The organism is Buttiauxella sp. AC142 (genome assembly GCF_979253435.1).
The window spans coordinates 919484-935014 of the sequence record NZ_CEEDCH010000001.1 but is presented as its reverse complement, the minus strand read 5'-3'; the positions used below and the strand labels follow the sequence as shown (position 1 = coordinate 935014).

General features: G+C 52.6%; 11 protein-coding genes. 6 read left to right on the top strand and 5 right to left on the bottom strand.

Annotated elements, in window-relative coordinates; all coding sequences use genetic code 11:
* Positions 1 to 88 precede the first annotated feature (88 nt).
* The 4 genes from copA to AC0IWZ_RS04220 all read left to right on the top strand — a co-directional run bounded on the left by copA (position 89) and on the right by AC0IWZ_RS04220 (position 5187).
* On the top strand, positions 89 to 2596 hold the full coding sequence (gene copA / locus AC0IWZ_RS04235; RefSeq protein WP_471678093.1) for a copper-exporting P-type ATPase CopA: 2508 nt from the start codon (positions 89 to 91) through the stop codon (positions 2594 to 2596).
* Between the two features lie 131 nt (positions 2597 to 2727).
* Positions 2728 to 3528: a TraB/GumN family protein gene (locus AC0IWZ_RS04230; protein WP_034493766.1), complete on the top strand. Its 801-nt coding sequence runs from the start codon at positions 2728 to 2730 to the stop codon at positions 3526 to 3528.
* Between the two features lie 208 nt (positions 3529 to 3736).
* Entirely contained in the window at positions 3737 to 4216 is a 480-nt protein-coding gene (gene ybaK, locus AC0IWZ_RS04225) for a Cys-tRNA(Pro)/Cys-tRNA(Cys) deacylase YbaK (RefSeq protein WP_471678094.1), read from the top strand.
* 83 nt (positions 4217 to 4299) lie between these two features.
* Complete coding sequence (locus AC0IWZ_RS04220) at positions 4300 to 5187, top strand: AraC family transcriptional regulator (protein ID WP_172895358.1); 888 nt, start codon at positions 4300 to 4302, stop codon at positions 5185 to 5187.
* A gap of 52 nt (positions 5188 to 5239) precedes the next feature.
* Here AC0IWZ_RS04220 and ushA read toward each other — a convergent pair whose 3' ends face one another.
* A complete protein-coding gene (ushA, locus tag AC0IWZ_RS04215) occupies positions 5240 to 6892 on the bottom strand; it encodes a bifunctional UDP-sugar hydrolase/5'-nucleotidase UshA (RefSeq protein ID WP_471678095.1) in 1653 nt (550 codons plus the stop codon).
* 189 nt (positions 6893 to 7081) lie between these two features.
* On the opposite strand from ushA, the gene AC0IWZ_RS04210 reads away from it, so the two are divergent.
* Positions 7082 to 8290 carry an MFS transporter gene (locus tag AC0IWZ_RS04210; RefSeq protein WP_410372341.1) on the top strand — a complete coding sequence of 403 codons (1209 nt, stop codon included), beginning with the start codon at positions 7082 to 7084 and terminating at the stop codon, positions 8288 to 8290.
* Positions 8291 to 8513: 223 nt separating this feature from the next.
* The gene (ybaL, locus tag AC0IWZ_RS04205; protein WP_034493761.1) at positions 8514 to 10190 is read left to right on the top strand and encodes a YbaL family putative K(+) efflux transporter; all 1677 of its coding nucleotides are present in this window, start codon (positions 8514 to 8516) and stop codon (positions 10188 to 10190) included.
* Positions 10191 to 10293: 103 nt separating this feature from the next.
* Here ybaL and AC0IWZ_RS04200 read toward each other — a convergent pair whose 3' ends face one another.
* From AC0IWZ_RS04200 to htpG, 4 genes are all read right to left on the bottom strand, one after another.
* Positions 10294 to 11598 (bottom strand): inosine/guanosine kinase, encoded by a 1305-nt coding sequence (locus AC0IWZ_RS04200; protein ID WP_172895361.1) that lies wholly within the window; start codon positions 11596 to 11598, stop codon positions 10294 to 10296.
* Positions 11599 to 11660: 62 nt separating this feature from the next.
* Positions 11661 to 12623: a ferrochelatase gene (gene hemH, locus AC0IWZ_RS04195; protein ID WP_471678096.1), complete on the bottom strand. Its 963-nt coding sequence runs from the start codon at positions 12621 to 12623 to the stop codon at positions 11661 to 11663.
* Positions 12624 to 12757: 134 nt separating this feature from the next.
* A complete protein-coding gene (gene adk / locus AC0IWZ_RS04190; protein ID WP_034458097.1) occupies positions 12758 to 13402 on the bottom strand; it encodes an adenylate kinase in 645 nt (214 codons plus the stop codon).
* Positions 13403 to 13582: 180 nt separating this feature from the next.
* Positions 13583 to 15457: a molecular chaperone HtpG gene (gene htpG / locus AC0IWZ_RS04185; RefSeq protein ID WP_471678097.1), complete on the bottom strand. Its 1875-nt coding sequence runs from the start codon at positions 15455 to 15457 to the stop codon at positions 13583 to 13585.
* Between the last annotated feature and the right edge of the window lie 74 nt (positions 15458 to 15531).

Genomic DNA, 15531 nt, shown 5'->3' with positions numbered 1-15531 from the left:
AATAACCAGAAATATTAAACTGCATCGCTTGACCTTCCCCTGAGGGGAAGGTTTACGCTTACCTTACTTTCAAAAAAGGAGTCTGAAAATGTCTCATGTTATCGATCTAAACCTTGATGGTTTGACCTGTGGCCACTGCGTCAAACGCGTTAAAGAAAGCCTGGAGCAGCGCCCTGACGTTGAGCAGGCTGATGTCACACAAACTCACGCCAGCGTGACCGGAACGGCATCCGTTGATGAGCTTATCAACACGGTGAAACAAGCCGGGTACGAAGCGACAGCGGCCAGCCACCCAAAGTCTGATCCGCTGACAGAGTCATCAATCCCGTCGGAAGCACTGACAGCGGCTAATCCCTCGCTTCCGGCAGCCACCGAAGATAACGACGATAGCCAACAGTTGTTGATCAACGGGATGAGCTGTGCAAGTTGCGTGACCCGGGTACAAAGTGCGTTGCAAAACGTCCCTGGTGTCAGCCTTGCGCGGGTAAACCTTGCCGAGCGCAGCGCCCTGATTATGGGCACTGCCTCCGCCGAATCTTTAGTTAAAGCGGTAGAAAGTGTTGGCTATGGCGCTGAAGCCATCGAAGACGATGCGAAACGCCGCGAACGCCAGCAAGAAACTGCCAACGCCGCCGTTAAACGCTTCCGCTGGCAGGCGATTCTGGCGCTGGCCGTCGGCATCCCGGTCATGATTTGGGGAATGTTTGGCGACAATATGATGGTCACCGATGACAACCGTTCAATATGGTTGGCAATCGGCCTGGTCACTTTAGGCGTGATGGTCTTCGCCGGTGGGCACTTCTACCGCAGCGCATGGCGCAGTTTGCTCAATAAAACCGCCACCATGGACACGCTGGTAGCGCTGGGAACCGGCGCGGCATGGATTTATTCCATTACCGTGAATATCTGGCCGCAGCACTTCCCGATGGAAGCTCGCCACCTTTATTACGAAGCCAGCGCCATGATTATCGGCCTGATAAACCTCGGGCATATGCTGGAGCAACGCGCACGCCAACGCTCATCTAAAGCGCTGGAACGCCTGCTGGATTTAACCCCGCCGACGGCGCGCGTCGTCACCGAAGAAGGCGAAAAGACGCTGCCGCTGGCAGAAGTGACCGCAGGCATGATTCTGCGTTTAACCACGGGTGATCGCGTGCCGGTTGATGGGGAAATCACCCAGGGCGAGGCGTGGTTTGATGAAGCGATGCTGACCGGCGAACCGGTGCCGCAGCAAAAATCGAACGACGAACCGATTCATGCGGGCACGGTGGTGCAAGACGGCAGCGTATTGTTCCGCGCCACCGCCACCGGCAACCATACAACGCTTTCACGCATCATTCGTATGGTGCGCCAGGCGCAAAGCAGCAAGCCGGAAATCGGCCAACTGGCGGATAAAATCTCGGCGGTATTTGTTCCGGTTGTGGTACTGATTGCGCTGTTTAGCGCCGCCATCTGGTACTTCTTCGGCCCGGCTCCGCAAATTGTTTATACGCTGGTGATTGCCACGACGGTGCTGATTATTGCCTGTCCTTGTGCGCTCGGTCTGGCAACGCCGATGTCGATTATTTCTGGTGTGGGTCGTGCCGCGGAGTTTGGCGTGTTGGTACGTGATGCCGATGCCCTGCAACGCGCCAGCACGCTCGATACCATCGTGTTTGACAAAACCGGTACGCTGACCGAAGGCAAGCCGCAGGTTGTCGCGATGAGCACTGACAACGGCTGGTCAGAGAGTGATGCATTAAGACTGGCGGGCGCACTGGAGCAAGGCTCAAGCCACCCGCTGGCACGTGCGATTCTCGATAAAACCGTAGGCGTGGAATTGCCGCAGGTGAATGCGTTCCGCACTTTGCGCGGGCTGGGTGTTAGCGGTGAAATCGAAGGGCGTCAGTTATTACTCGGGAACAAAGCGCTGCTGGTTGAACAAAACGTCGATACCACAGCTTTGGACGCAGAGATTGAAGCCCAGGCAAGCCGTGGCGCCACACCGGTTCTGTTGGCAGTCGACGGCAAACTCGCGGCACTGTTTGCGATTCGTGACCCGCTTCGTGCCGATAGCGTCAGCGCGCTGCAACGCTTACATCGTAACGGTTATCGCCTGGTGATGTTGACTGGCGATAACCCAACCACCGCTCACGCCATCGCTAAAGAAGCAGGCATCGACGAAGTGATCGCAGGCGTATTGCCGGATGGCAAAGCCGAAGCGATTAAAAAGCTGCAACAACAGGGCCGCCAGGTCGCTATGGTCGGTGACGGGATAAACGATGCGCCTGCGCTTGCGCAAGCCGAAGTGGGGATTGCCATGGGCGGCGGCAGCGATGTGGCTATCGAAACCGCTGCAATCACGCTGATGCGCCACAGCCTGGTGGGTGTCGCCGATGCGCTGGTGATTTCCAAAGCCACGCTGCGCAACATGAAGCAGAATCTGGTAGGCGCGTTTATCTACAACACGCTGGGGATCCCAATTGCCGCCGGGATTTTGTATCCGCTGACCGGAACGTTGCTCAACCCGGTAGTGGCAGGCGCGGCGATGGCACTGTCGTCGATTACGGTAGTCAGTAACGCTAACCGCCTGTTGCGCTTTAAGCCGAAGGACTGAATGTCGGATGGCGCTGCGCCTATCCGGGCGACGAAAACGCAATGACCTTCCCCACGGTGTAAAAACCGTGGGGAAATTTGCACCCGACTCATCGCAGCGGTAGCATGACTTTTTAGCCAGGGAATCTGCAAATGGGTCTGCTATCGCGAATTACCGCATTGTTTTCAAGCCTTTCAACTCCCCACTATCCCTGGCCTGCTCTGGATATTGTTCTGCCCGGAGATCGCCATCTGCATCTGGTTGGCAGTATTCACATGGGCACGCGCGATATGTCGCCGCTGTCCGAAAAGCTCATCGACAAGCTCAGAGACGCGGATGCGCTGATTGTCGAAGCAGATATCACCCAAAGTGGTTCTCCTTTCCCGCAACAATCCAACGAGCTTCCTCTCGAACAGCGCTTGTCTGCCGAAAACTGGGCGCAAGTCGTGTCGTTAATTCAGGAACTGGATATCCCCCTGAGCCAGATTGAAACCCAGCCCGCCTGGCAAATTGCGCTGGTGCTGCAAGCTCATCAGGCGCAGCGACTGGGGTTACGGGCGAATTACGGGATAGATTTTCAGATGCTGGAGGCGGCAAAAACCATGGCGATCCCAGTTATCGAGCTTGAGGGCGCTGAACACCAGATTGATATTCTCACCCGTTTACCCAATGGCGGAATGCCGCTGCTAACCGATACGTTGACCCACTGGCACACCAATGCCCGGCTGCTGCAAATGATGATTAGCTGGTGGCTGGAAACTCCGCCGCAGCGTGGGAATGTGGCGCTGCCCAATACGTTTGGCGATGAGCTATACGATGTTCTTATGCATCGGCGTAATCTTGAGTGGCAACATTTTTTGCAGCAGTTACCTGCCGGACGCTACGTCGTCGCCGTCGGTGCGCTACATCTTTATGGGAAGGGAAATCTGCCTGAGCTCTTGAAAACCAGATAAAAAAACGGCCAATATCGCTATCGGCCCGTCAAAGAGGAATTTCTATATTGTTGTAATTATGCTGGTCGAATAAACGACCAGATGAATAATTGTCGCTCAATGTGACCATTAACGCTATCACTATTGAGTGAGATTATAGTAATTAAAACATATATCACGCAGCTTAATAATTCGTGCGCTTTTCAGACAAAAGCACTAAGAAGGTGACATGACACCCGCAGTAAAACTTCTCGAAAAAAACCGTGTTCCATTTCAGTTACATGCTTACGATCATGACCCGAGCGAAACCAATTTTGGCGATGAGGTGGTGCGTAAACTCAGCCTCAATGCAGAGCAAGTGTACAAAACGCTGCTCGTGGCTATTAACGGTGATATGAAGCATCTGGCGGTCGCTGTAACCCCGGTTTCCGGGCAGCTCGACTTAAAAAAAGCTGCTAAAGCGTTGGGCGCAAAAAAAGTGGATATGGCTGACCCCATGGTGGCACAGCGGATTACCGGTTATCTGGTTGGCGGCATCAGCCCGCTGGGGCAGAAAAAACTGCTGCCTACAGTTATTGACGCCGCTGCTCAGGAGTTTTCGTCTATCTATGTTTCAGGCGGCAAGCGTGGGCTGGATATCGAACTGGCCGCGGCCGATCTGGCAAAACTGCTGAAGGCTACTTTTGCCGAAATAGCCCGCCGCGATTAGTGGTTTATTTCTCCTAAAAGAGCAATTTCAGTCAGGACGGCGCAACGAGTGACTGGCAAAGTGAACGCCTTGAGGGAGGAATAATGAAAAAATCCAGACACCAGCTTTACGCCCGACGTTTTGAGCAAGTATTTGCCTATATTGAACAGCATCTTGATAGCCCGTTAACCGTCGAGCAACTGAGCGAAGTGGCCTGTTTTTCGCGTTTTCATTTCCATCGGCAATTCAGTCAATTCTGTGGCATCAGTATTAGCCGTTACATCACGTTAATGCGGCTGAAACGGGCCTCTTTCCGGTTGGTGAGCCATCCGCAGGAAAGAGTGATTAATATTGCCCTGGATGCCGGATTTGAAAATCCTGAATCATTTTCCCGTGCCTTCAAAAACACTTTCGGCCTGACCCCCGGCGAGTTTCGCAAAGATCCCGTGTGGGTTGACTGGCAAGTACATTTTCAATTTCCCGGACGGGAAAATCAGCAGAGGTTAGAAAATATGGACGTGAAAATTATTACTGTCGAACCGATGGATGTCGCGGTGCTGGAACATCTTGGCGACCCGATGCGCGTCAATAATACGGTCGCAAGTTTTATCGAATGGCGCAAAGAATCAGGACTTTCGGACTACATCACGCAAGGAACGTACGGTGTGCCTTACAGCGATCCCGCCACCACGCCAGGTGAGGAGTTTCGTTTTGATGTGTGTGGCGAGCTAATCCCGGAGGCGAACGGTCTGGTGCCTGAAAATCCACAGGGCGTTATCAGCAAAAAGCTGCCCGGCGGGCGTTGCGCGGTGGTTCGGCATGTTGGCGCTTATGAGCGAATCAGCGATAGCGTTTACTATCTTTATCGCCAATGGTTGCCCAATAGCGGTGAGGAGTTACGTGATTTTCCGGTCTATTTCCGCTACCTGGAGCTGGATAAAAACCACCCGGAACATGCGCAGCAGACCGATATTTTGTTGCCGTTGAAATAGCGCCCTCACCCCGGCCCTCTCCCCAAGGAGAGGGTTAGGGTGAGGGGAAAAGTTACTTCCAGCTCACCTCGCCTTTCGGCTCGAAAGCATTAACATCGAGCGGAGAATGCTTCTCGATGTACTGTTTCAGCACTTCTGCATCCACAAAACCGGTATTTACGTAACCTGGTTTTTTATCAATAGCCGGATAACCATCCCCGCCGGAGGCGTTAAAGTTTAGCGTCGCCATACGGTAGGTTTTTGCCGGGTCGATCGGTTCACCTTTGATTTTCAAATCTTGCAGACCCGTAGCAGTTGCCACAAAGCTGACATTTGCGAACTGAGGATAAGCGCCCGAATCAGGTTTTTTCTGCGACACCGCACTCAAATAATCCGTCGCTTCTTTACCGGTCATATCGGTATAAACCACAGTGTTACCAAACGGCTGAACCTTGAGGACGTCTTTATAAGTGATGTCGCCCGCTTCAATCGAATCGCGAATACCACCGCCGCTCATTACCGCGAAATCAGCACCGGTACGGTCCATTTGTGCCGCCAGCAGCAGACGCGCCAGGTTAGTTTGCACGAAACGCACTTTGCTGCGATCCCCTTCCAGGTGGCCGTTTACGCTACCCACTTTTACGTTCAGTTGCGCCTGACCTTTATTCTGGAATGGCGTCAACAAGGAGAGCATTTGCTGGTTTTCCGGGATTTGTGGCGTGTAGAGCACGCGCTCACTTTCCCCGTTATCGTAGGTGATTTTCTTTTTCAGGTTGATAGGGATCAGCTGGTAATGCACCAGTTTCATCTCGCCGTTACGGAATTCGAAATCCGCGCGGCCCACGTATTTGCCCCACTCATGCGCCTGAACAATCCAGATGCCGTTTTGCTGGTCTGGTGCACATGGCGTACCCGGCACGTAATCAACCTGCTTTTTGTTTTCCGCTGCCATACAGACCGGGTTTTGCGAATGCCCGCCGACAATCATCGTCAGCGCACCCGCAGGCAGGCTACGAGCCATCTCGACATCGCCTGGCGCGTTTGAACCATGATCGCCATTATCGTAGTGACCCATGTGCGTTGCGGCGATCAGCACATCTGGCTTTTCAGTGGTTTGCAGTTCCTGAATCACCAGTTTTGCTTCGTCAGCCGGTTTACGGAATTCGATATCGGTGAAGTTTTCCGGGTTACCAATTTTTGCCGTGTCGTCGGTGGTTAAACCTATAACCGCGATTTTAATGCCCTGCGGCTTGAAAATAGCCCACGGTTTAAACAGACGCTCGCCGGTGCTTTTCTGGTAAATGTTGGCCGAAAGCAGCGGGAATTTTGCCCATTTTTCCTGCTGGCGTAATACCGTCAGCGGCTTGTCGAATTCGTGGTTGCCGATAGCCATCGCATCGTAACCAATCAGGTTCATGCCACGAAAATCAGGTTCTGCATCTTGCAAATCGGACTCAGGAACGCCGGTATTAATATCACCGCCGGACAGCAACAGCACGCTGCCGCCCTGTTCCGCCACCTCTTTACGAATGCTATCCACCAGAGTTTTTTGTGCTGCCAGGCCATATTCAGCGTGTTCATTACGCCAGAAATGACCGTGGTGATCGTTGGTGTGCAAAATGGTGATGTTATAAGTTTTATCTTTTTCCCAGGCCAGTGCAGATGCGCTGGTTAAGCTGACTGCCATTAGCAGCGCGGTGGTCACCCCTTTCACTACGAACTTCATCGCAAATCTCCATATTTAATAAATGCTTTCGCACCAATAGCAGAACCCTACTAGCATAGACAAATAACTTTTCACTCTTGTGACTTTCTTCGTCCCTTTCCTGCAGGTATGTTAGCTGGGTAATGATTTCCTACGGTTCCATCAGTGAACTGGGTTAAAAAACAATCAATTCAATAATTACAGGTATTTATGGCAATCTCGGAACAAACTCTCGCGTCAACGGAGCCGCAAAAGGCTCGCACCGCGTTTGGCATTCTGGGGGCAATTAGCCTCTCCCATTTGCTCAACGATATGATTCAGTCGCTGATTCTGGCGCTCTACCCGCTGCTACAAAGCGAGTTTTCGCTAAGCTTTGTGCAAATTGGGATGATCACGCTCACTTTCCAGGTGACATCATCGCTACTCCAGCCGGTAGTAGGATACTACACCGACAAATACCCGATGCCGTGGTCGTTGCCGATTGGTATGTGCTTCACACTTTGCGGCCTGGTTATCCTCGCCATGGCGGGCAGTTTCCCGATGGTGCTGCTGGCTGCGGGCCTTGTTGGCACAGGCTCATCGGTATTCCACCCGGAATCTTCACGCGTGGCTCGCATGGCCTCCGGTGGCCGTCATGGTCTTGCGCAGTCACTCTTCCAGGTGGGCGGCAACTTTGGTAGCTCGTTAGGGCCACTGCTGGCAGCGTTGATTATCGCGCCGTACGGTAAAGGCAACGTCGGCTGGTTCGTGCTCGCGGCCTTACTGGCGATTATCGTGTTGTTGCAAATCAGCCGTTGGTACGCCGCCCAGCATCGTATGACGAAGGGCAAAACTGCCGCTCCGGTGGTGAACCCGCTACCGCGCAAGAAAGTGATTCAGGCGGTATCTGTTTTACTGGTGCTGATTTTCTCTAAGTATTTTTATATGGCGAGTATCAGCAGCTATTACACCTTCTACCTGATGCACAAATTTGGTTTGTCGGTGCAAAATGCCCAGTTCCATCTGTTTGCCTTCCTGTTTGCGGTAGCGGCGGGGACGGTCATTGGCGGGCCGGTTGGGGATAAGATTGGCCGTAAATACGTGATTTGGGGTTCGATTCTTGGCGTCGCGCCATTCACCCTGTTCTTGCCGTATGTCTCCCTGGAATGGACGGGGATTCTGACGGTGATCATCGGCTTTATTCTTGCCTCTGCATTTTCGGCCATTCTGGTTTATGCGCAAGAGCTGATGCCTGGACGTATCGGCATGGTTTCCGGGCTGTTCTTCGGCTTTGCGTTTGGTATGGGTGGCTTGGGGGCCGCGGTACTGGGTCTGGTTGCCGACCATACAAGTATCGAATTAGTCTATAAAATATGTGCTTTCCTGCCACTTCTCGGCATATTGACCATATTCCTGCCTGACTATCGCCATAAGTCATAGTTATAAGGGCCGGAGAAACTCTCTGGCCCTTCACCACTTCCACATTCCGCCAGACCTTTCCTAAATTAAACGTACAAAATACCCATCAGGCACTTATTTTTGTCTAAATGCGCCTTTTCTAAAGAAACTATCTATTTAGCACACACATCGTTTAAAAAATTGTCATAAACTAAATGTTATATTTTGGACATATTGGATCTGATTAACCACGAAAGGAGACGGAATGCATCACGCCACCCCGCTTATCACCACCATTGTCGGCGGCCTTGTACTGGCCTTTTTGCTCGGTATGCTCGCCAACAAACTACGTATATCACCCTTGGTGGGCTATTTATTAGCTGGGGTACTGGCCGGCCCTTTTACGCCAGGCTTTGTCGCAGATACTAAACTGGCGCCCGAATTAGCTGAACTGGGCGTTATCTTGCTGATGTTTGGCGTCGGTTTGCATTTCTCTCTGAAGGATTTGATGGCGGTAAAGGCCATCGCCATTCCCGGCGCTATCGCCCAAATTGCTGTGGCGACGCTACTGGGTATGGCGCTTTCATCGCTGATGGGTTGGTCGCTGATGACCGGCATCGTGTTTGGCCTGTGTCTTTCCACCGCCAGTACCGTGGTGCTGCTACGCGCCCTTGAAGAACGGCAGTTAATCGACAGCCAGCGCGGTCAAATCGCTATTGGCTGGCTGATTGTTGAAGATCTGGTGATGGTGCTGACTCTGGTTCTGCTGCCAGCCGTTGCCGGGATGATGGAAAAAGGCGACGTGGGCCTCGCCTCTTTGTCGCTGGATATGGCGTTTACCATCGGCAAAGTGGTGGCGTTTATTGCGATTATGTTGATTGTTGGCCGCCGCCTGGTGCCGTGGATTCTGGCGCGAAGTGCGGCAACCGGTTCGCGCGAGTTGTTCACACTTGCGGTTCTGGCGCTGGCGCTGGGTATCGCGTTTGGCGCTGTTGAACTGTTTGATGTGTCGTTTGCACTCGGCGCATTCTTCGCCGGTATGGTGCTCAACGAATCTGAACTCAGCCACCGTGCGGCCCACGACACTTTACCCCTGCGCGACGCGTTTGCGGTGTTGTTCTTTGTTTCGGTCGGGATGTTATTCGACCCGATGATTTTGATTCAGGAACCGCTCGCCGTGCTGGGCACCGTGGCGATTATCGTATTTGGTAAATCCCTCGCGGCATTCTTCCTGGTGCGCCTGTTCGGCCACTCGCAACGGACTGCATTAACCATCGCTACTAGCCTTGCGCAGATTGGTGAATTCGCCTTTATTCTTGCAGGGCTGGGCATGGCGCTGAATCTGCTGCCGCAAACCGGGCAAAATCTGGTGCTGGCCGGGGCGATTCTGTCGATTATGCTCAACCCGATTTTGTTTGCGATTCTTGAGCGCTACCTGGCTAAAACCGAAACGCTGGAAGAGCAGACGCTGGAAGAAGCTATCGAAGACGAGAAGCAAATTCCGGTCGATATTTGCAATCATGCCCTGTTGGTTGGGTTTGGGCGCGTGGGGAGTTTGCTGGGTGAGAAATTAATGGCGCAGGGCATTCCACTGGTGGTGATTGAAACCTCCCGCAGCCGCGTTGATGAACTGCGCGAGCGTGGGATTCGGGCGGTGCTGGGAAATGCGGCCAACGAAGAGATCATGAATCTTGCGCATCTTGATTGCGCTCGCTGGTTATTGCTGACGATCCCCAACGGTTACGAAGCCGGTGAAATCGTCGCGACCGCACGCACCAAATGCCCGGACATCGAGATTATTGCCCGCGCGCATTATGACGACGAAGTGGATTACATTACCGAACGCGGCGCCAATCGGGTGGTTATGGGTGAGCGTGAAATCGCGAATACGATGATGGGGTTGTTGGAGAAACCTGTCGTGCAGGAAACCGTGTCGGGATAATTTTTGATGAAGCCGTGTCGGATGGCGCTTCGCTTATCCGACCTACGAAAGAGTGTTGTAGGGTGGATAAGCGCACGCGTCATCCACCTTCCAGACTAAGGAATTAACGCTCCCAGTAAGACTCTTCTAAGCTATCTTCGCGCTCTGGCAAGCCACGCGTCAGGCGCGGAGAGTGCTGATTCAGCACCTGATAACTCACGCGATTCGCGTATTTACACACCTGAGCCAAAGACGAATACGTCAGCCACGTAAACTGGTGTTTGCTGGAGTTCGGCACGTTGGAGCGGTGATAGTTGTTCGCCGTAATATCATGCAGCAGTGCCGCCAGTGCGCCGTCGCCCGCGCCATTGGTGTTCATGATTTTCTCAGGCCCGCCCATGTATGGCGCGATGTGCGAGAAAATACGCATCGGGTTCTGGCAATCTTTATGGCGCATCGCACGGCTAAATTCGTACTGGTTAAACTCAGCAATCGCGCCCGGCAGCAATGGATGCTGGGTGGTGCGTTTTGCTGATTCTTCAGTAAAGGCCGCCATATACAAACCTACTGGCCCGGCAGTACAGAGCACTAAATCAACCCAATCCAGCGCTTTATCCGCCGCCAGCAGCGGGTCGTTTTCGCCCGTAAGCGCCAGCCCTTCTTCTTCGTTCATCGCCAGAATGGAGACGTGTTCTTTGAGGAACGCCTGCCACCACTCCGGGTTTTCCGCGATAACGTATTTTGTGCCGAGCGTCAGCACCACCGGAACGTTGTACTTTTTCGCATACGCGATGGCCTGCATGGTGGCTTCCGGCATCGGCTCGCCATCTTTGCAGCGCACCAGATAGGAAGTCAGAACCAGGGCAGACGCGCCCGCAATAACCTCTTCCGGAATGCTCTCAGCGCGAAGCTGGTTCATGTGGCCCGGGCTTATCGCAAATGTCCGTTCGCCCTGCTCGCCAATCAACGTGAAGCAACGACCAATCGCGCCATTCACGCCTTGCAGATAGTTGAGATCGGTTCGGCTGGAGGTGTTGCACAGGTAGCGGTAGGCATAGCTACCAATTTCGATATTGCTGCACATCACGCCCAGTAAAACGGAGCGGTCGTCGGCTAATACCGAATAGTTGTGCATGGTGTTACCGATGGTGCCACCGGCAAACTGATGAGTAATCAGATCTTTTTGCACCAGTTCCTGATACAGCGCTTCTGCAATTTCGTCTTCAATCACCAGCGAGTGCCCGAAACTCAAACCGTAACGATGAACAAATTCGTCGTCAACTTTGGCTTCGATATCCACCAGCGTTTGGTCAATCCCAACAATCCAGGAAGTGCCAGTTTCATGTTCAGGTTGAGCCTGTTGCAATAAAGGATCGCGTGCGCTGACAGGGAAGTAGTGTTTGGATTTACGTTTGCCGGGAAATTTCATGATGTTGTTCAAAGTCGCTAATCAGGCCGGAAATGGTAGCACATTAACGGCCCTAAGCGAGATCAGCGATATTTCTGCACCAGGTTCATCATCATTGCAATGTGGGCCGGGTCGTCATTCAGAGCAGGAATATATTCATATTTGGTGCCGCCTGCTTCGAGGAACACTTCGCGGTTTTGTACCGCCATTTCTTCGAGCGTTTCCAGGCAGTCAGCAGAAAAACCAGGACACATAACCTGAATATGTTTTATCCCTTTCTCAGGCAACATTTTCAGGGTTTCGTCGGTATAAGGCATCAGCCATGGCTCACGACCAAAACGCGACTGGTAAGTCATCATCACTTTTTCTGGCGGCAGTTCGAGGGCTGAAAGCAATTCGCGCGTGGTGTCGCGGCAACGTTGCGGGTAATCGTCCCCTTCGTTGGCATAACGCTGCGGAATGCCGTGGTAGGAAAGCAGCAAAACATCCGGCTCACCGTGTTTGGCAAAAGATTCCCTGACCGATGCCACCAGCGCGTTGATATAAGATTCATTATCAGCATAATCGCGAATCAGGGAAATCGACGGCAGCGAGCGATAGTCGGCAAAAATGCGCCCTAATTCATCCCAAACCGCGGCGACCGTCGAGCAAGAAAATTGCGGATACAGCGGCAGCACCACAATGTGATCGACGTGATGCGACATCAACTCTTCCACCGCACTTTTCAGCGACGGCGTGCCATAACTCATACCGAGTGCGACGGGGACATCTGGCAATTGCGCGGCAAGTGCAACCTGCTGACGACGGCTATAAACCAGCAGCGGCGAGCCTTCATCCATCCATACTGACTGATAAAGTTTGGCAACACGTGAAGAACGCAGCGGTAAAATCACGCCGCGCAGCAGCGGCCACCAGAGTAAACGTGGAGTATCGACAACGCGCTTATCGCTGAGAAACTGGCGTAAATAGCGCTTCACCGCAGCGGGAGTCGGTGCATCAGGCGTACCCAGGTTTGCCAGTAAAATACCCACTTTTTCCTGATTCATTTCCGCTCCTTATCAACAAATTACTGATAATTGTAACGTAAAAGCGGCGCAGGAGAACCGATTACAGCGAAAGGGCAAAATTTGGTTAAAAAAATACCAGGAACAAGTCCTGGTATTTTTATCTCAGCAACGAATTAGCCGAGGATTTTTGCCAGCTCTGCGCTCACTTCGGTCACTTTACGGGTGCCGTCGATTTTCACGTATTTGGTGTTACCGGCTTCAGCTTCTTTGCTGTAGTAGGAGATCAGCGGAGCGGTCATCTGATGGTATTCCACCAGGCGCTTACGCACAGTCTCTTCCTGATCGTCTTTACGGGTAGTCAGCTCTTCGCCTGTTGCGTCGTCTTTACCTTCCACTTTTGGTGGATTGAAGGTGACGTGATAAACGCGGCCAGACGGCGCATGTACGCGACGACCAACGATACGCTCAACAATCAGTTCGTCAGGTACTGCGAATTCCAGAACCACATCTACATTGATGCCCGCTTCTTTCATGGCATCAGCTTGTGGAATAGTGCGTGGGAAACCATCAAGCAGGAAACCGTTGCGGCAATCTTCCTGGGTAATACGTTCTTTAACCAGAGCGATAACCAGTTCATCTGTAACCAGTTTACCGGCATCCATGATGTCTTTTGCTTGTTTGCCCAGCTCTGAGCCAGATTTCACTGCAGCACGCAGCATGTCACCGGTGGAGATTTGCGGAATGCCATATTTCTCCATGATGAACTGAGCCTGAGTTCCTTTACCTGCGCCCGGAGCGCCAAGCAGAATAATACGCATTGCGTAATTCCCCATTCGTTTGGATTTTTGATTATTTAAAGCAGAGGCGATGACCTTACCATTAAAGGCGTATTCACCTCAAGAATAGCGGGGCTTGTGAGCGCTGTTAGTTGATTGGAAATGCCCTCACCCCGGCCCTCTCCCTCAGGAGAGGGCGAAAACCAGAGTGAGGAGTAAATATTACGAAACTAATAGCTGATTCATACGACGGATAAACTGGTTTGGATCTTCCAGCGTACCGCGTTCTGCTAACAGTGCCTGGTCGAGCAATAATTCGACCCACTCGCCGAACTGCGCTTCGTCCTGGGTATCCGCGACGCGTTTCACCAGCCCGTGATCCGGGTTCAGCTCAAAAATGTACTTCACTTCCGGCACTTCCTGGCCCGCAGCGGCAAACAATTTCGCCATTTGCGTGCTCATGTCGTTGCTGTCGGTGGTGACGATGGCTGGTGTGTCGGTCAGACGGTGCGTCAGACGCACTTCTTTCACGCGCTCACCGAGCAAGGTTTTCACACGGTCAACAAACGGCTCAAGGGCTTTTTCAGCTTCTTTCGCTTCTGGTGTTTCTTCGTCGGCCATTTTTTCCAGCGACTCGTCAGTTTTGCTGACTGACTGGAACATTTTGCCGTCGAATTCGGTCAGATAGCTCATCATCCACTCGTCGATGCGGTCAGAAAGCAGCAACACTTCGATGCCTTTCTTACGCAGCAATTCCAGATGCGGGCTGCTCTTCGCGGCGGCGTAGCTGTCGGCAGTGATGTAGTAAATCTTCTCCTGCCCTTCTTTCATGCGCGACACGTACTCTTCCAGCGAAACGGTTTGCGCCGAAGTGTCCGTGTGAGTTGAAGCAAAGCGCAGCAGTTTAGCGATAGCCTCCTGGTTTGCGTTGTCTTCAGCAGGGCCTTCTTTCAGCACCAGGCCGAAGTTTTTCCAGAAGGTCTGGTATTTTTCGCTGTCGTCTTTCGCCAGTTTTTCCAGCATCTGCAATACGCGTTTAGTCAGCGCACTACGCAGGTTTTGCGTCACACGGCTGTCTTGCAGAATTTCACGCGACACGTTCAGCGGCAGGTCGTTGGAATCTATCAGACCGCGCACGAAACGCAGGTAGTTCGGCATAAACTGTTCAGCGTCATCCATGATGAACACGCGCTGGACGTAGAGTTTCAGGCCGTGTTTGTGGTCACGGTTCCACATATCCCAAGGTGCCTGAGACGGGATGTACAACAGGCTGGTGTACTCTTGCTTCCCTTCCACGCGGTTATGGCTATAAGTCAGCGGGTCGGTGAAGTCATGCGCCACATGTTTGTAGAACTCGTTGTATTCTTCGTCTTTAATTTCAGACTTGCTACGGGTCCACAGCGCCTGGGCTTTGTTGATTTTTTCCCAACTGATGATGGTTTCGCCGTCTTTTTCTTCGCGGGTTTCGATCTCAACCGGCAAGGCGATGTGGTCAGAGTATTTGCTGATGGTCGAACGCACGCGCCAGTCGTCTAAGAACTCATCTTCACCTTCGCGCAGATGCAGGGTAATTTCAGTCCCGCGATCGGCTTTGGTGATGTCTGCAACGGTATATTCGCCCGCGCCTTCAGATTCCCAGAACACCGCTTGATCAGCAGGAACGCCTGCCGCACGGGTGCGCACGGTGACTTTATCCGCCACGATGAATGCCGAGTAGAAACCCACACCGAACTGGCCGATAAGCTGGCTATCTTTCGCCTGGTCAGAACCCATGGATTCGAGGAACGCTTTGGTACCCGATTTTGCAATCGTCCCGAGGTGATCGATCGCTTCGTCGCGCGTCATACCGATGCCGTTGTCGGCAATGGTCAAAGTGCGTTTTTCTTTATCAAAAGAGACACGCACGCGCAGCTCGCCGTCACCTTCATACAGGTCTGTCTGAGACAATGCGCGGAAGCGCAATTTGTCTGCCGCATCAGAGGCGTTGGAGATCAGCTCACGCAGGAAAATTTCTTTATTTGAGTAGAGGGAGTGGATCATCAGGTGCAGAAGTTGTTTCACTTCAGACTGGAAGCCACGAGTCTCTTGTCCTTTCATGGTCATTGATACCTCAACAAAATCAAAATACGCAGGGGTTTAAAACGCTGAGGGTGATATGAGGATAGAAGCGG